The organism is Paenarthrobacter sp. TAF1, from assembly GCF_052113825.1.
Taxonomy (GTDB): domain Bacteria; phylum Actinomycetota; class Actinomycetes; order Actinomycetales; family Micrococcaceae; genus Arthrobacter; species Arthrobacter nicotinovorans.
Genome location: NZ_JBFRDO010000030.1, coordinates 12,949 through 29,609, shown reverse-complemented (window position 1 = coordinate 29,609; position 16,661 = coordinate 12,949). Strand labels below are relative to the sequence as shown.

At 62.8% G+C, this 16,661-nt stretch carries 17 protein-coding genes; 7 read left to right on the top strand and 10 right to left on the bottom strand.

What is annotated here, in order from left to right; genetic code table 11:
• Positions 1-158: 158 nt before the first annotated feature.
• Positions 159-1,049, bottom strand: a complete 891-nt coding sequence (locus tag AB4Y81_RS20870) for a helix-turn-helix transcriptional regulator (RefSeq protein ID WP_064723461.1) — start codon at positions 1,047-1,049, stop codon at positions 159-161.
• 216 nt (positions 1,050-1,265) lie between these two features.
• On the opposite strand from AB4Y81_RS20870, the gene AB4Y81_RS20865 reads away from it, so the two are divergent.
• Genes AB4Y81_RS20865 through AB4Y81_RS20845 form a run of 5 tightly spaced genes read left to right on the top strand, consistent with a single transcriptional unit; the run spans position 1,266 to position 6,062 of the window.
• Positions 1,266-2,087, top strand: coding sequence for an aldo/keto reductase (locus tag AB4Y81_RS20865; RefSeq protein ID WP_018780205.1), 822 nt, complete (start codon positions 1,266-1,268; stop codon positions 2,085-2,087).
• Between the two features lie 33 nt (positions 2,088-2,120).
• On the top strand, positions 2,121-3,092 hold the full coding sequence (locus AB4Y81_RS20860) for an aldo/keto reductase (protein ID WP_039239253.1): 972 nt from the start codon (positions 2,121-2,123) through the stop codon (positions 3,090-3,092).
• Positions 3,089-4,126, top strand: coding sequence for an SDR family oxidoreductase (locus tag AB4Y81_RS20855; protein WP_354628401.1), 1,038 nt, complete (start codon positions 3,089-3,091; stop codon positions 4,124-4,126). Before AB4Y81_RS20860 ends, AB4Y81_RS20855 begins: the two co-directional genes overlap by 4 nt.
• Before the next feature lie 60 nt (positions 4,127-4,186).
• Positions 4,187-5,017, top strand: coding sequence for an aldo/keto reductase (locus AB4Y81_RS20850; RefSeq protein ID WP_441996843.1), 831 nt, complete (start codon positions 4,187-4,189; stop codon positions 5,015-5,017).
• 1 nt (position 5,018) lies between these two features.
• Entirely contained in the window at positions 5,019-6,062 is a 1,044-nt protein-coding gene (locus AB4Y81_RS20845; RefSeq protein ID WP_441996841.1) for a lactonase family protein, read from the top strand.
• Between the two features lie 72 nt (positions 6,063-6,134).
• On the opposite strand, the gene AB4Y81_RS20840 is transcribed toward AB4Y81_RS20845, so the two are convergent.
• Positions 6,135-6,365, bottom strand: a complete 231-nt coding sequence (locus AB4Y81_RS20840; protein ID WP_018780210.1) for a hypothetical protein — start codon at positions 6,363-6,365, stop codon at positions 6,135-6,137.
• Positions 6,362-6,559: a hypothetical protein gene (locus AB4Y81_RS20835; protein ID WP_064723466.1), complete on the bottom strand. Its 198-nt coding sequence runs from the start codon at positions 6,557-6,559 to the stop codon at positions 6,362-6,364. The genes AB4Y81_RS20840 and AB4Y81_RS20835 overlap by 4 nt, the downstream gene beginning before the upstream one ends.
• Positions 6,560-6,921: 362 nt before the next feature.
• On the opposite strand from AB4Y81_RS20835, the gene AB4Y81_RS20830 reads away from it, so the two are divergent.
• Entirely contained in the window at positions 6,922-9,648 is a 2,727-nt protein-coding gene (locus AB4Y81_RS20830) for an alpha-amylase family glycosyl hydrolase (protein WP_441996847.1), read from the top strand.
• Here AB4Y81_RS20830 and AB4Y81_RS20825 read toward each other — a convergent pair.
• From AB4Y81_RS20825 to AB4Y81_RS20815, 3 genes are all read right to left on the bottom strand, one after another.
• A complete protein-coding gene (locus AB4Y81_RS20825; RefSeq protein WP_441996839.1) occupies positions 9,645-10,256 on the bottom strand; it encodes a GNAT family N-acetyltransferase in 612 nt (203 codons plus the stop codon). The two genes, AB4Y81_RS20830 and AB4Y81_RS20825, sit on opposite strands and share 4 nt — an antisense overlap.
• Positions 10,257-10,391: 135 nt before the next feature.
• Positions 10,392-11,408, bottom strand: coding sequence for a hypothetical protein (locus AB4Y81_RS20820; RefSeq protein ID WP_441996838.1), 1,017 nt, complete (start codon positions 11,406-11,408; stop codon positions 10,392-10,394).
• 5 nt (positions 11,409-11,413) lie between these two features.
• Positions 11,414-11,923 carry an RNA polymerase sigma factor gene (locus AB4Y81_RS20815; RefSeq protein WP_189076375.1) on the bottom strand — a complete coding sequence of 170 codons (510 nt, stop codon included), beginning with the start codon at positions 11,921-11,923 and terminating at the stop codon, positions 11,414-11,416.
• A gap of 151 nt (positions 11,924-12,074) precedes the next feature.
• Between AB4Y81_RS20815 and AB4Y81_RS20810 the strand changes: the two genes are divergently transcribed.
• On the top strand, positions 12,075-13,052 hold the full coding sequence (locus AB4Y81_RS20810; RefSeq protein ID WP_441996836.1) for a serine hydrolase domain-containing protein: 978 nt from the start codon (positions 12,075-12,077) through the stop codon (positions 13,050-13,052).
• On the opposite strand, the gene AB4Y81_RS20805 is transcribed toward AB4Y81_RS20810, so the two are convergent.
• From AB4Y81_RS20805 to AB4Y81_RS20790, 4 genes are all read right to left on the bottom strand, one after another.
• The gene (locus AB4Y81_RS20805; protein ID WP_441996834.1) at positions 13,049-14,095 is read right to left on the bottom strand and encodes a HoxN/HupN/NixA family nickel/cobalt transporter; all 1,047 of its coding nucleotides are present in this window, start codon (positions 14,093-14,095) and stop codon (positions 13,049-13,051) included. The genes AB4Y81_RS20810 and AB4Y81_RS20805 overlap by 4 nt on opposite strands.
• Complete coding sequence (locus tag AB4Y81_RS20800) at positions 14,095-15,015, bottom strand: urease accessory protein UreD (protein ID WP_431229971.1); 921 nt, start codon at positions 15,013-15,015, stop codon at positions 14,095-14,097. Before AB4Y81_RS20800 ends, AB4Y81_RS20805 begins: the two co-directional genes overlap by 1 nt.
• A 202-nt stretch (positions 15,016-15,217) precedes the next feature.
• The gene (ureG, locus tag AB4Y81_RS20795; protein ID WP_413307387.1) at positions 15,218-15,835 is read right to left on the bottom strand and encodes an urease accessory protein UreG; all 618 of its coding nucleotides are present in this window, start codon (positions 15,833-15,835) and stop codon (positions 15,218-15,220) included.
• Positions 15,836-15,856: 21 nt separating this feature from the next.
• Positions 15,857-16,528 (bottom strand): urease accessory protein UreF, encoded by a 672-nt coding sequence (locus AB4Y81_RS20790; protein ID WP_275777357.1) that lies wholly within the window; start codon positions 16,526-16,528, stop codon positions 15,857-15,859.
• Positions 16,529-16,661: the final 133 nt, after the last annotated feature.

Genomic DNA, 16,661 nt, shown 5'->3' with positions numbered 1-16,661 from the left:
CCCCCGAGGACATCCGCCTGGTCGCAGCGAAACTCAACCGCCGCCCCAGACCAACACTGAACCTCGAGACCCCAGCCAACCGGCTAAACCAGCTGCTACAAGCGGCCTAACCCCCAGCGTTGCTCCCACCAATTGACTTTGCCTGGAAAACATTGGCATCAACTGTCATCCCGGCGGGCAGGGGCGGGTTCGGGCACGGCGGCCTCGGCATGGGTGCCCACGTCTCCAAAGTTCAGCAGCGTCAAAGCGTCCGACGACGGCGACCCGGCTTTGGCGGAATAGATCCTCAGGAGCTGGTCGGGGTCGTCCGGGAGACTCAGCGTCTCAAAGTTCAGTTCCAGGTCCCCCACCACTGGGTGGTGCAACCTGACGGTCCCTGCGGCGCGGGTGGCGACCCTGTGCCCGGCCCACCACTGACGGAAGTGTTCGCTGTGGACGGCCAGTTCGCCCACGAGCTGGTTTGTTTCGGGGTCATTCGGGTGCCGGCCCACGTCCATGCGCAAGGCACCGACGGCTTCAGCGGCAACGGTCTTCCAGTCGCGGAACAAAGAACCGGCCGCAGGGTCCAGGATGAGCCAACGGGTGAGGTTGCGCTCAGGGGCCGGCAGCAGGCTGAAATCCGTGAACAAAAGGTGTGCCATCCGGTTGCATGCCAGGACATCTGCACGCCTGCCAAGGACCATGGCCGGGACGTCACCCACTGCATCGAGCAACTGTTGGAGAGCCGGACGTACCTTTTGGACGGGGCCGGGGCTGCCTGCGGAGCTGGCGCAATGCTCCAGCAGATCCATCATGTGTGCCTGCTCCCCCGCATCCAGCCGCAACGCACGGGCAACTGCGTCGAGGACCGCCCTGGACGGGTGGATATTGCGGCCCTGTTCAAGGCGGGTGTAATAGTCCGTGCTCACTCCGGAGAGCCGCGCCACCTCTTCGCGGCGAAGCCCGGGCACCCTGCGGGAACCGCTGGATTCCTGCGCGCCGGCGTCCTCCGGCTGGAGACGGGCACGCATGATTTTGAGGAACTTACCGAACTCGGCGCTTTGACCCATTGGTCCATTCTGCCGTCCGGGGTGTGTGAAAGGCCACCGTTATGGGTAGGACTACCAGACCTAGGAAAAACAGGATCAGGCTGTATTGCTGACTCTGCCGCCAAAACTGCATAGGCTCAGTACTGAGCCTCCGAAAACGCTTTCTGGAACCGACTTACGGCCTTAGCCAGAAACCGGAGCGCCACGGCCATAACCATCCCGTCGAAGGAGACCGTCATGCCAGAGCTGACACTGAACAACGGCGTCACCATCCCCCAGCTGGGTTTTGGTGTTTTCCAAGTGCCTGCCGACGAAACGCAGAAGGTGGTGGAAGATGCCCTGGAAACCGGCTACCGCCACATCGATACCGCTGCCGCCTACCGGAACGAGGCAGGAGTCGGCGCCGCAATCAAAGCCTCGGGCATTCCCCGCGAAGAACTCTTCATCACCACCAAGCTCCGCAACGGCGAACAAGGCGAAGCCTATGACGCCTTCCAGCGAAGCAGGGACGCCTTGGGCCTGGAAGTCGTTGACCTCTACCTGATCCACTGGCCGGTCCCGTCACAGGGCCTCTTCACGAAGGCCTGGAAGGAAATGGAGAAGCTGTACCAGGACAAGCAGATCCGGGCCATCGGCATTTCCAACTTCCTGGCCGATCACGTGGACACGCTGCTCCGGGAAGCCGAGGTAGTGCCCGCCGTGAACCAGATCGAGCTCCACCCCACGTTCCAGCAGGCAGAACTGGCCAACAAGTGCCGTGACCTTGGCATTGCCGTTGAGGCCTACAGCCCGTTGGGACAGGGAAAAGACCTGAACGCCGAGCAGGTGGCCCTTGTCGCGGCAGCACACGGCACTACTCCTGCACAGGTGATCCTCGCCTGGCACCTCGCGCAGGGAACCATCGTGATCCCAAAGTCCGCGGACTCGTCCCGTATGCGGGAGAACTTCGGTGCGGCGGATTTGAGCCTCACTGAATCCGAACTGGCCGCCATCACCGCTCTTGAAGCAGGCGCGCGGATCGGTTCCGATCCCGCCGTCGCCGCTTTTACCCAGCTCTAAGACCGCAAGCCAAGCACAAAGGACCCAACAGACATGCAGTACACCCACCTGGGCCGTTCCGGCCTGAAAGTTTCACGCCTCTGCCTTGGAACCATGAACTTCGGCCCGCAGACGGACGAGGAAACAGCGCATTCCATCATGGACTCCGCGTTGGACTCCGGCATCAACTTCTTCGACACCGCCAATGTTTACGGTGGCGTGGAGCACCGGGGCTGGACCGAAGAAATCATCGGCCGCTGGTTCGCCAAGGGCGGCGAGCGCCGCGAAAGGACCGTGCTGGCCACCAAGCTGTACGGCACCATGACGGACCGCCCCAACGAGTCCAAGTTGTCCGCGCTGAACATACGGCGCGCACTTGATGCGAGCCTTAAGCGGCTGCAAACGGACTACATCGACATTTACCAGTTCCACCACATCGACCGGGATACGCCGTGGGATGAGATCTGGCAGGCGATTGAGGTTGCAGTCCAGCAGGGCAAGATCCTCTACTCGGGCAGCAGCAACTTTGCCGGCTGGCACATCGCCCAGGCGCAGGAAGCAGCGCGCCGCCGGAACTACACCGGCTTGGTGAGCGAGCAGTCCATCTACAACCTTTTCAAGCGCGAATTGGAGCTTGAGGTCATCCCGGCCGCGCAGCAGTATGGCTTGGGCCTGATCCCGTGGTCGCCGTTGCAGGGAGGGCTGCTGGGTGGCGTGCTGAAGAAGGAAGAGCAAGGCGTCCGCCGCACTGAGGGCCGGGCACTTGAGACCCTGAAGAAGCACGAGGACCAGATCCGCCAGTACGAGGATTTCGCTGACGAACTCGGCCATGCACCCGGAGACGTCGCGCTGGCATGGCTCCTCCACCAGCCTGCCGTGACTGCACCGATTGTTGGGCCGCGTACGCAGGAGCAATTGGACGCAGCCATCCGCGCGCTGGATGTCTCCCTGAACGAGGACGCCCTCAAGCGCCTCGATGACATCTTCCCGGGCCACCGCCCCGCCCCCGAAGACTACGCCTGGTGAGCAGCCTCCTTCCGGACAGCCTCGGAGCGGCGGCGGACACGGTCTCGCCGCGGAACATCCTGTTCATCGGCGGGACCGGGGTCATTAGTGCGTCGGCGGCTGAACGCGCCGTCGCGCTGGGCCACCGGCTGACCATCCTTAACCGGGGACGGTCGGCCGGTCGGCCGGTCCCCGATGGGGCGGAGGTGCTGCACGCGGACGTCCGCGATCCGCAGGCTGTGCGTGAGGTACTTCAGGGAAGGGAGTTCGACGCCGTTGCGGACTTCATTTCCTTCACACCGGATCAGGCGCGGGCCGGCTTGGAGATGTTCCGTGGCAGGACGGGTCAGTACGTCTTCATCAGTTCGGCGTCGGCGTACCAAAAGCCGCCAACCACGCTGCCCATCCGGGAATCCACTCCGTTGAAGAATCCGTTCTGGAAGTACTCGCAGGACAAGATTGCCTGTGAAGAGCTGCTGTTCGAGGCGTACCGCGATCAGGACTTCCCTTTGACGGTGGTTCGCCCATCCCACACCTATGACCGAACGAAGATTGCCATGGTGGGCGGCTGGACTGACATCCACCGGATGCGCGCCGGGATGCCGGTCATGGTGCATGGTGACGGAACCTCGCTCTGGACATTGACCCACAGCCGGGACTTTGCCAAGGCCTTCGTTGGCCTCCTGGGCAGGCCGCAGGCCGTTGGCGAAAGCTACACGATCACCTCGGATGAGTTCCTGCCGTGGAACCAGATTTACCGCTTGTTCGCGCGTGCTGCAGGGGTGGAGGAGCCGGAGTTGTTCCACGTTTCCTCGGAGACCATTGCAGCTCACAGTGCGGAGCTCGGTCCCAACTTGCTGGGCGACCGTTCGCACTCGGTGGTGTTCGACAATTCCAAGATCAAGGCGCTCGTTCCCGAATACCGGGCAACAATCCCGTTTGCGGACGGAGCCCGGGAGATCGTGGCGTGGCATGATGCCCACCCGGAACTGCAGGTGGTGAGTGAGGACTACATGGAGCTGAGCGACAAACTCCATGACTGGTCGCGTCGGTAGCTGTTGCCAAGCAGCAAGCGGCCAGCGTAGAAACGAAGAAACCCGGAGGAGACCCAGCCCATGACACGTGCACCGCTTATCGAACTCAACGACGGCCACAAGATCCCGCAACTGGGCCTCGGCACTTGGCCTTTGAATGACGCCCAGGTTGCCGATGCCGTGGTGGAGGCGGTGAGCCACGGCTACCGGCACATCGATACCGCGGTGAAGTACGGGAACGAGAAGGGCGTGGGCAACGGTATCCGCACATCCGGGGTGGATCGTGGGGAACTGTTCATCACCACCAAGCTCGACGGCGAGTACCAGGGTTCCGGGAGGGCTGTTGCCGGCTTGGAGGGTTCACTGGAACGTCTGGGATTGGACTACGTGGACCTGCTGCTGATTCACTGGCCGCTCCCCCGGCGCGACGAGTTCGTCTCAACCTGGAGAACCTTTGAGGAACTTCAAGCGTCGGGGAAAGCGCGCTCCATCGGAGTTTCCAACTTCAAGCCGGCGCACCTCGACCGCCTGTTCCGGGAAACGGTCGTGGTTCCGGCCGTGAACCAGATCCAGCTGAGTCCTTCCGTCCCGAGGTCGGCTGCCCGGGCCTTCAACGAACGCAACGGAATCGTGACAGAGTCCTACAGCCCGCTGGGTGCCAGCAGCGACCTTTTGAATGCCCCGGTCCTGGCGACGGTTGGTGAAAAGTATGGAAAGACGCCGGGACAGGTTGTGCTCCGCTGGCACGTCCAGCAGGGCCTGGTTGCCATACCCAAAACCGCCAACCCCCGGCGCATGAAAGAGAACCTGGACGTTTTCGACTTCGAGCTGGACCAGGACGACCTCACCACGCTTCAGACTCTCGACGGCGGACCAGACGCCGGCGTCGACTCGGACGTGCAGGGGCATTGAGATGACAACGCACGAATCATTGCTCTGGGTTGGCTCCTACACGGCCGACAGGAACGGCCACGGCAAGGGCATCACGGCGCTCTCGGCGGACAGTGGCGGTGGGCTGACGGCCGTTGGCTTGGCCGTCGAAGCCAATTCGCCGTCCTTCCTGGCGCTGCACCCGACGCTTCCCGTGGTTTACGCCGTAGCGGAGGAAGGCAAGACGGTGCGGGCTTATCGCCGGAGTGGCGACACTGCGTTGGAGGCTTTCGGCGATCCTTGGCCCGCGGGCGATGCCACGTGCCACGTCGCTGCGGATCCGCAGGGCCGCTTCATCGTGGCCACCTGTTGGGGCGACGGTCAGGTCATCCTCTACGAACTGGACGACGACGGCGCCATCACCTCGCGCAAGAGCGCGGCGGCCGCCGTCGACCCCCACTCGGCTGCAGCCCCCGGAGGTGAGCGGCCAAGCCGCGCGCATTCGAGCTTGATGCTTCCTGACGGCCGGGTAATGACCACGGATTTGGGGCATGACTTGGTCCGTGTGTGGAGGTACGTGCCGGGTGAAGGCCTGCAGCCCGACCACCAGGTGGTCCTGCCTATGGGTTCGGGTCCCCGGCACATGGCCCGCCACCTGAGCGGGACGGTCTTTGTCGACACGGAGTATTCGGTGGAGGTGGCAGCGGTCCGGATGGAACCGGACGGCACTTACGAGCTCGCATCCGTGGCCCCGGCAAGCGCCACGGGAGCCAAGGACGGCGATGCCGGTGCAGAGATCGCTCTCTCCCCGGATGGACGCTTCGCCTATGTGGGCGTGCGGGGTACCAACCGCATCTGCGTCCTGGAGGTCTCGGGCGAAGGCACCGGGGTTGAGCCGCGCGGAGAGGTACCGTGCGGCGGCGAGTGGCCCCGCCATCATCTGGTTCGCGAAGGCTGGCTGTATGTAGCGAACGAAGGTTCGGACGACGTCGTCAGTTTCAGGCTTGACCCGGAAACCGGGCTGCCGGACGGCCCTGTGGGGCGTGCGGAGATTGGTTCACCCAGCATGTTGCTCGTCGCGGGCTAATTGACACCGGGACAGCACTTGGTACCTATGATCCGCTCAGACATTGGTATCAAGCGCCATCCCGGCGGGTCTTCAGGCTGACCAGACCTCGACGTCGTCCGTGCCGCAAATGAGTTTGCGCCCGGTCGGTTCGAGGACTACCCAGAGCAATTCCTGGTGTTTGGACACGTCGTCCACGCGGCCCGTGCCGGCACCCCAAGCGACGTCGTATATCCACACGGGATCGCCGGCGCTGAGCTCGGCCCATTCGGCCGCAGGCACGTGGCGGTAGCCGGCCGGCCTGTTCAGGATGGAGCTGGTCATGCCGAAACTTCAGCGGCGGCCTGCCGCCGCCATACCGTGGCCACGCCGTTGTGGGCCGGCAGCACATGGCCTTCAGCAAAAACCTGGACGACATCCGGCTCGCAGTCCGGGCTCCACAGTCCCGATGCCGGGCAGTGGGAACCGGTGGGCATGACGCGGGTGGCTCGTTCGCGCAAGAGGGCGATGCTCTTCATCGTTGAAACTCATCCTTGGGTAGTTCGCGGTACTTTGTGAAGCAGATCTCTTCAACCCTATGCAAGCGAGTGACGCTTTGTTATGGACGGCCGCACAACATTCTGAGTTATGGATGGGCAAAGGCACAGCAGCCTGAAACATCGATTCAGACCGGCAATTCTGCAAACGCTTCCATCTTTTCTGGAATCAGGAGCCTAATCCGACGAGTCAACGGCCGCTTACTCTGGATTAACATCACGCAAGCGCTTACAGTTGTGACTTGTCCCACAGCACTGTCGCTAGAGGAAGGCTTCACTTGTCACTCCGCAGCTCCGGATCCCCCAACAACACGTCCTTCAAGAGAAGGGCGGCTGTCGTCCTCATGACGACGGCCGTCCTCACCGCATCTGCGGTACTCCCGGCAGGCGCCGCGCCCGGCGTCTCCGCGAAGAACCCTGACCCCACCGCCCAACACTCCATCCGGGGCGGTGTCAGCAACCAGAACTTCTACTTCGTCATGGCCGACCGCTTCAAGAACGGAACCGCCGGCAATGACGACGGGGGCCTGGGTTCCGATCCCATGGTGTCCGGCTTCGATCCCACCCGCAAAGGCTTCTACAACGGGGGCGATCTGAAGGGCCTGCAGGACCAGCTGGACTACATCCAGGGCTTGGGCACCAACGCCCTCTGGCTCACTCCCAGTTTCAAGAACAAGGCCGTACAAGGTGACGGAACGCCGGCGAACAGCTCCGCCGGGTATCACGGGTATTGGGTCACCGACTTCACCCAGATCGACCCCCACCTGGGCACCAACGCCGAGCTCAAGACGCTCATAGACGCCGCCCACGCCCGCGGCATGAAGGTGTACTTCGACATCATCACCAACCACACGGCCGATGTGATCCAGTACCAGGAGACGTCCTCAGCTCCCTACATTTCCAAGGAAACCGAGCCCTACCGCGCCGCCACGGGCGAGGTCTTCGATGACCGCGATTACGCCGGGACGCAGGACTTCCCTGCCCTGGACGCGGCAACGTCGTTCCCCTATACGCCCGTAGTCCCCGCGGCTGAGAAGGACGTCAAGGTTCCTTCCTGGCTGAACGACCCCACGCTCTACCACAACCGCGGCAACACCAACTTTGCCGGCGAAGACTCCCTGTACGGCGACTTCTTCGGGCTGGATGACCTTTTCACCGAGAACCCCAAGGTGGTCAACGGGATGATGGACGTCTACAAAACGTGGATCAGGGACTTCGGAGTGGACGGCTTCCGCATTGACACCATGAAACACGTCAATGACGAGTTTTGGCAGCAGTTCGGCCCACAAGTGCTCAGCTATGCCAAGGAGCAGGGCAAGGACGAGTTCTTCATGTTCGGGGAGGTCTTCGATACCTCCAAGACCGTCACGTCCAAGTTCACCACCAAGAACAAGATGCAAGCCGTCCTGGACTTCGGCTTCCAAGGTGCAGCCCGCAGCTTCGCATCACAAGGCAGCAAGGCCACCGGCCTGGCAGACTTCTTCAACGGTGATGACTGGTACACGGATGCCGATTCCAACGTCTACCAACTGCCCACATTCCTGGGTAACCATGACATGGGCCGCATCGGCACCTTTATCGCCCAGGACAACCCGGGAGCATCCGACGCGGAACTGTTGGAGCGCGACGAGCTGGCCCATGAGCTGATGTACTTCTCGCGCGGCAACCCGGTGATCTATTACGGCGATGAGCAGGGCTTCACCGGCGCCGGCGGGGACCAGGACTCGAGGCAGACCATGTTCGCCAGCAAGGTCCAGGAGTATTTGGATGATGACCTTTTGGGAACCAACGCCACGCATGCCACGGACAACTTCAACACCGGGCACCCGCTGTACAAAAAGATCAGCGAGCTCGCGGCCCTCGCAGCGGACCACCCCACGCTCCGTACCGGTGCCCAGCAAGACCGCTACGCCGCTGATGGGGCCGGGATCTACGCCTTCTCACGCATCGACGCCAAGGAACAGCGTGAATACATCGTGGCTGTGAACAACAGCGAGACCGCACAGACCGCGGCGATCCCAACGTACGAAGCGAAACAGCCGTTCAAGCTGGTTTACGGTGAGGCCGCCAAGAACGCCAAGTCCGGTCAGGATGCGAAGCTGGCTGTCACCGTCCCGCCGCTTTCCGCAGTGGTTTATGAAGCAGCGGGGCGACTCGCCAAATCGAAGGCCGCACCCGCCGTCGTACTCAAGAAGCCGGTCACGGCGGCTGGGGACGCCACCCGCCAGAAGGTGACGGCCGACGTCGACGGTAACTCGTTCTATGAGGTCACCTTCCAGGCGCGTACTGCAGGTGGCGACTGGGCGTCGATCGGCACGGACGACAACGCGCCGTATCAGGTGTTCCACGACGTCTCGTCGCTGGAGTCCGGCACGTCCGTGGAGTACCGCGCTGTGGTGCTGGACAACCGCGGGCAGACGTCCGCCAGTGAGCCCCGCAGCGGTGTGGTGGGAGAACCGACGCAGCCCGAGACCGTCACTGTGGCCGGCAGCCTCAACACCGAACTGGGTTGCACCGAAGACTGGCAGCCGTCCTGCGGGCAGGGGCTCATGAGCTACGAGCCGACGCACCGACTGTGGCAGCTGAATGTCCCCAACCTGCCCGCGGGCACGTATGAATTCAAGGCCGCACTCAACGGCACGTGGGACGAAAACTACGGCGCGGGTGGCGAGTTGAATGGCCCCAACGTCGTGTTCACACACCCCGGCGGCGCCGTCACGTTCCTTTACGACCACTCCACCAACGTGATCAGCGCGGTCTCCGCGGGCCCGCAGCCGGCGGCCGTTTCGGTACCCGGCAGCCTGAATTCCGAGCTTGGCTGCTCGGGCGACTGGATGCCGGACTGCGCCCAGGCGCAGCTGCAGCTGGACCCGTCGGATGGGATCTGGAAGCTGTCAGTGCCCAACCTGGCCGCCGGCAGTTACGAGTTCAAGGCCGCCATCAATGGCTCCTGGGCTGAGAACTACGGTCTCGGCGGCGCCCCGAACGGCAGCAATATCGCCTTGAAGCACGACGGCGGCCCGGTCACCTTCCGGTACGACCCCGCCGGACATCTGGTCACCGTCCGCTAACCCAAAGGAGGGGACAGCAAACGTCGCTCCGGGCTGCCAACTGCCGGGCGGGGTGCCCGGCGCATTGAATGGACAGTGGGCCCACCCGGAATCACAGTGGTGTCCGTGACAAGGAAACCAAGGCGTCCGTAAAGGCGCACGTTACGCTCGTCCGAGGTTTCAAGCACCACGGCACCTGCCTCTCGATCTATTCGCGTGAGACCCTCCGAGGCCACGGCCGTACCCAGCCCTTTGCCTTGATGTGCCGGGTCTACGCCCACGGTGGCCAAGGTCCACGCCGGCCCCTTTGGCTGGGGCAAGCTCAGATCAATCAACGCGGTCGCTCGAGAACCCAGCAGTTCCAGAACTTCGATCTGCATATCGGGACCAGGCTCGGGCGCATCAGGGGGAAGGAATGCAGCGACGGAGCGCAGTTGTTCATCCACCAGGACCAATCCATGGGTAAGCGCATGTCCCAGGTAGAGGTACTGCAGCCGTTCGAGTCTCTGTTCATAATCAACGTCAGGAACCGACCATCTCGTCCAAGGGTAAGTCTCAAAGGCAAGGCCGAGTACTCGGGCAGCAACCCCGAGGTCTGCGCCGGTTGCCTGGCGAACCATGTCTGTCATGAGAAATGCTCCTAGCGAATAAAGGCCTTCTGCCAAAGTACCTGAGATTACGGCAGCGCCAGTCAAGGTCCCCTCAGGGGACAGCAAACGTCGCTCCGGGCTGCCAGAGCGACGTTTGCTATCCCCCGGATGGGGCTATTTGTAGCTCACGCTCAGAAGCATCGACTTCAACTGGGCGTACTGCGTTGTGTTCATCCAGGCCTTGGCCGCTTCCGGGGTGGCAAAGGTGGGCCGTTTGTTGATGTCAAACTTCACGTAGGCCATCATGAACCCGTTGGGCATCTTGATCTGGTTTGTGCCGGAAGAAGCCTGCCCGGATTGAAGCTCAGAGGACAGCCGGATGTCCATGACGTACGCCGGGGGAGTGTCGGAACGCCCAGTAGCCGTGGGCATTCCACCGTTACCGGAGTTGTAGTCGAAGTTCATGAAGTAGTTCAAGGAAAAACCGAATTCCACCTGGTTTCCTGCTGTATCCGTTACCCCGGGAACCACGGCACGGTCCAGAACTGTGCGGTCCACCAGTCCGGCAGTACCGTCGCCGTAGAAACCGCTGCTCATGAAAGCGACCTCGGCGCCGGTGTTGTCCAAAACGGTGACTCCGTCGGAAGGACCTTGTTCCGGGCGAACGGTCCAGCCCACGGGGTAGGTGAAGGAAACGTGTCCATCCGGGAAAGTGAACGTCTGCGCTGTGGCCACGGGAGCAGGCGGCTGCGTTGGAACCGTTGTCGGTGCAACCGCCGGAACAGTCGGAGCCGCCGGCGGAGTGGTGACCGGAACAGTCGCCTCCGGGGTGGCCGAGGGCGTGGGTGTGGCTGTGGGAGTAGGGGTGGGGGTAACGGAAGCACTCGGCGTAGGTGCCGGCTCAGTCGGGCTGACGGTCACTGCCGGCGCGGGAGCCACTGTGAGCGGGCCAAAGTTGGCCGCAACCAGGACACCCGCGGTGACAGCCGCAGCACCAAGCAACAACCCGCCCGCGATCCGGGCTTTGCGGCGCTTGCGGTCTTCAAGGGACACCACTCCGGCTGCCGGGTTGCTGTCACTGAAAACCCGAGGGCCTGTGAGCATGCGCGCCAAAGCTTCTTCAGAGTTGACCTCGGTGCGCTCGTCCGCAAGCGGGTCAATCGCTGATATCTGGTTCTTGATCGGATCCATTGTCTTCAGACCCCCATCTTTTGTGTAGTCGTTTCGGCGCCGGCGGGCAGCTGTTTCCGGAACGCGGTCCGGGCCCGGTGCAGACGGACCTTGGCTGCTGATTCACTGCACTGCAGCACTCCGGCGATGTCAGTGGTACCCAGTCCGTCCCAGTAGGCCAGCTGCAGAATTTCGCGGTCCTGCACCCGCAAGCGGTCCATCGCATCCTGTACCGCTACGTTCCCGGAGTCATCCCCGAAACGCTCCACCGCCGTCGTGCGCAGCTTTTCCTGCAGAGCCTGCTGCCGGTCGCGGCTGCGGTAGGCATTACCCACAAGGTTGCGCGCTATGGCGAGCAAGTAACCGAGTTCCGGCCGGGCATCATCCGACCATTTTTGCCATACGACCCGGAAAACGTCGGCGGCGATCTCTTCAGCCATCTCCGCCGATTCGACGCGTCGGCGCACGAACCTGAAGACGGATGGATAGCTGTCTTTGTGAATGGCGATGAACGCCAATTCGCGCTCGGAAAGCACGATTTCCCCCTGAAAAGTAGAGCCCTGAACTGCAGGATACTTGTATAGTTTCCGGCCAGGCCGCCGGGGTTACACGTGGCGGTAGGTTTCTTCTCAACGCCATCACGATAGATTCAAGACACCGAATCCCGAGCGAAAGCGTGGCACAGCAATGGTGCAGACAGGACCCGCGGCAGAATGGGCCCGCAAACAGGTTGAGCTCGGGCGCGTGCCCGTTGCCGTGCTGGGGATCGCCTCCAGCCAGGGCATCGAGGACATTATGGCGTTCGGGACCGACGGCGGCAGGCAGGCAACAGCCGAGGACCACTTTGCGCTGTTCTCGGTGACAAAGCCGGTCACTGCCCTGACCGTCATGCGGCAGGTTGAGCTTGGGAAGTTGTCACTGGGCAACACGCTGGGTGACGTCCTCCCGGACTTCGGCGCGGGCCGCACGGACACCGTAACGCTGGAGCACCTTCTCAGCCACCGCTCCGGGATTGCTGATCCGGCGCTCGACGGCGGCGCTCCTCTCCGCGAGGACCTCACCTCCGCCGGCCAGGCCTTCTATGCGGGTTCCCTCGTCCAGTATTGCAATATCGCTTTCGAAGGTGCTGCAGCGATGGCCGAGTGGGCTGACGGGCGCCCGTTCGAGGAGCAACTCCTGTCCCTGGCCGGTGACACAGGTGCCGGCGGCCTGACGTTCGGCACCGACTGCAACCCGCACAGAATCCACGGCACCGAGGCTGCGGGTTTGAACGTGGATGCCATGTATCGGAAGAGGCATCCGGGTGCGGGGCTGTTCGGTACGGCAGCGGACCTGCTCAACCTGGGTTCCGAGCTTCTGGGGCAGACCGGGAAGGCCGTTCGGCCCGCCACGCTGACTGCGATGCGCCGTCCGCGGACCACTGAGGTTTCCCACATCACCACCCGGCCCGAGCCCCTCCGCCACACCGGGCTGGGATTCCAGCTGCCCGCCAACGAGTCTGAGCTGCTAGCACAGGGAATCTACGGCCATCCCGGGTGGGCCGGCACGGAGTGGTGGATGCTCCCCGAACAGGACCGTTGCGTCGTGTTTCTGACCAACGTGCTGGACACCCCGGATCTCGGCGTGGACACCACCGAGCTGTTCAACGCGGTAGCGGTTTCCTAGGACCCGGCCTGGACGCTCCGGCCACGCCAGGCGGACACGGCCCACACCAGCACGAACAGGCCCACCAGGATCAGGCCTGCGTCGCCGAGGTCGATCTCCCCGAGCCAGGTTGTCAGGGGGTCCTCCAACCCGAACGCGGAATTGACGAAACCGCCGAGGGTGATCACGGAGATGAACAGCGCCGAGACGGCCGAAATGCCCGTGATGACAGCGTTGAAACCGAGCTTGCGCTGCGGGTTACGGATGGCGGTTTTGTACATCTTCATCATGGCCACGCCGTTGGCGGAATCGCACAGGGTCATGGCTGCTGTGAAAGCGAGCGGGAGGGCCATCAAGGCCAGCGGCGAGACTCCGGCGAGTGACGCCGTCGTCGTGAGGACCAGCAGCCCGATGGTGGTGGCGGTGTCGAAGCCCAAGCCGAACAGGAAGCCGATCACGTAAATGTTCCGCGGCCGCTCCACCTTCGATAAGGGCTTGGCGAGCAGCCGGGCCACCAGGCCTTTTGCTTCCAGGTCTTCGGGGCGCACGTCCCCGCCGGCCTGGACTTTCCGGTATGCCTGCGTGGCGCGAACAAACGCGGAGCCGTTGAACAGTCCCATGGTCAGCAGGAACAACCCGGACACACCGGCGCCGATGAGGCCCAGGATCTTGTTGCCCGTGGTGCCGTCTTCCATGAACTGGCCGATCAGCGTCGCCCCGGCCACTACCAGCACTCCCGCGAGGATCACCACGGAGCTGTGCCCCAGGCTGAACGCGAATCCCACGCTCACGGGGTCCTTGTGCTGCGCCACGAATTTGCGGGTGGAGTTGTCGATCGCGGCGATGTGGTCCCAGTCGTAGCTGTGCTTGATGCCGGCCACGTAAGCGGTAATCACCAACCCGAGCGCCAGCGGCTGGGCGCCACCGGCGGAACCAAACAACAAAAGCACGACGGCGGCAACGTGCAAAGCGGCCACGGCACCAAAAGTGAACAGCAGCCGGGTCCGCAGGGACAATGTTTCCCGCTCCCGGTACATGGTGGCGAATTCGGTCAGCGCAGTCATCAGTACTTCCTCAGGTTCAAGGGCGCCTGTCCGTACCAACGGTCGCGCAGAACGCCCGTACAAGCACCCAGCAATGTGTTGAGTTCCTCGGTGCTGTTCGACAACGATCGCAGCACAAGCCCGGTGGTCCCGGCAATAGTCGCGGTCAAAGAAACTCCGGTATACGCGTCAAAATCCCGGGCAATTCGGGCCAGTTCATCAGCAAGCTCCTGGTTCACCCGCGGATCCACTACCACCAACGATCCCAGGTGGCTGAAACCCTCCATGAACCCCATCCCGGTCACATCCCCCAGGGGCGGCCGGATCAGGAGATTATCCAGGGCCAGCAGTTCGTGGTGCTCCCCCGTTCGGACGTGGATCTCGTTCCGCAGTCTCACTTCTTCGAACTTGAAGGATGCCCCGTCCGGCGACCACCCCGGCGTGACCACCTCAGCCATGACAAGGCACGACGCCGGGTGGAGACTGATGCGCGAATTCTGCCGATAGCTCGCCTCTCGATAGGCGATCAACTGATCGGGCACCAACTCCAGCCGCGCGCCTTCCCCCAGTTTGATACTCATCCGCTGCTCAGCGAACGACCCCGGAGTCCGGTACACCTTGGTGGCCGACTGCGTGGTCAACAACAGATCAGCCCCCGCCTCAACCTCCACCTCAATGACGAACACATCCGCCCCCAGATACGCCCCGCCGGGATTGACCATGACGTAGCAAACCTGCCCGGACCCATCCAAGTAATGCGGCCTGAGCACCCTCAAAGCGCCCTCATGAAACTGCCGCGAAGCAACGGACTGCCCACCTCGCACACTAACGCCCAACTCCAACCGCCCCCGCACGGGCCCTCCGCCCAAGGCCAACGTGGAGCCGGGCCCCAGGTTCCCCATAACGTCTGAGCCGAAATCGACCTGCGTCGTCGTGTTCATACGCGTATCTCGCGTGGTGTCGTAACCACCGAGGGGGCGGAGCCGGGGATAAGGAACTGGCCTTTTGTCGCGGCAATGCGGGTGGGGCGATCCGCGAACGCGGATGAAGGGGGCCGCGGATCGGCGGGCATCGCGGAGCGGGCACGGCCCCCTTCATCCGCGGGCGCCGCCCAAGGTGACTTAACCGCCAACTCGCATCGGTTCATTGGGCCAAGTCAAGCATCAGGACATCGCGTCGGATCCAGTTCAGGACGTCCTCGAGTCCTTCATCCGTCTTGAGGTTCGTGAAGCAGAACGGCTTGTTGCCGCGGAATTCCTTGGAGTCCCGCTCCATGACGGAGAGGTCCGCTCCGACGTGGGGTGCCAGGTCCGTTTTGTTGATGATGAAGAGGTCGGACTTGATCATGCCTTGTCCGGCTTTGCGCGGGATCTTCTCGCCTTGCGCGACGTCGATGATGTAGATGGAGAAGTCGACGAGTTCGGGGCTGAAGGTGGCAGAGAGGTTGTCGCCGCCGGATTCGACGAAGATGACCTGGAGCTCCGGGTGCCGGGTCTTGAGTTCTTCGATGGCCGCAGTGTTCATGGAGGTGTCTTCGCGGATGGCGGTGTGGGGGCAACCGCCGGTTTCGACGCCGATGATCCGGTCCTCGGGGAGGATGCCGTTGGCGGCGAGGATTTTGGCGTCTTCGATGGTGTAGATGTCGTTGGTGATGGCGGCCATGGAGATGTCTCGGCTCATGTGGCGGGTGATGCGTTCCACGAGCTGTGTCTTGCCTGCTCCGACGGGTCCGCCGATTCCGATTTTGATGGGTTCAGTCATGTCTTCTGTCCTTTGCACTAACTAGCTCATGAACATACGGGCGCGTTGCCGTTCGTGCCGCATTTGTGAAATTTCCAGTCCGGGGCTGACGGCCCCAAAGTCGTCCCAGCACAGCTGTGCTACATCCCGGCCGGCGGCAGCAACGGCGTCGTGTGCTTGGCGAAGTACCCGCTGCCCGGCGTTCTGCCCGAGCGGTATGGCGCGCACGGCGTTCTGCGTCAACGAAGTAACCGTGGCAAACAAATAAGCGGAAAGCGCCGCTTCAAAAGGAACGCCGAGCGACCGCGCAATAACCCCAAAAGCCAAAGGCTGATGCCCCATGGCGCCGCCCTCACGAACGAGCCCCCGATAAGCCTCCAACTCCCCTGACGGAAACACCTCCCCGCCAATCTCAAGCAACCGTCCGCCCATCTTCAAAGAAGCCTCCCGAACCTCCCGAGCCAAGAGCTGCCCGGTAAGAACAGAATCCAACAGGCCAACATCCACCCCCTCATAAAGGAAACGCAGAGCCAACCCATCCGAATAAACCAACTGCTGCCCCACAAAAGCGCTCAACCAAGTACCGAAAGTGACCTCATCCCCCACAAGCCCCCGCTCTATATAGCTCTCAAACCCCAAGGAATGAGCAAAAGCGCCCGTCGGCAAAGCCGAGTCGGTCAACTGTTGAAGAGCCAGCTGATACGTCGCACTCAAAGCGCACCCCCGGCGGTGCGAACTGTGCGCTGGAGCGGAGCTGGGAAGGGGGCCGCGGCGTGGCGGGCATCGCGAAGCGGGCACGGCCCCCTTCCCAGCGAAGCGAAAGCGCACGCACCCAACCTGCCGGGGC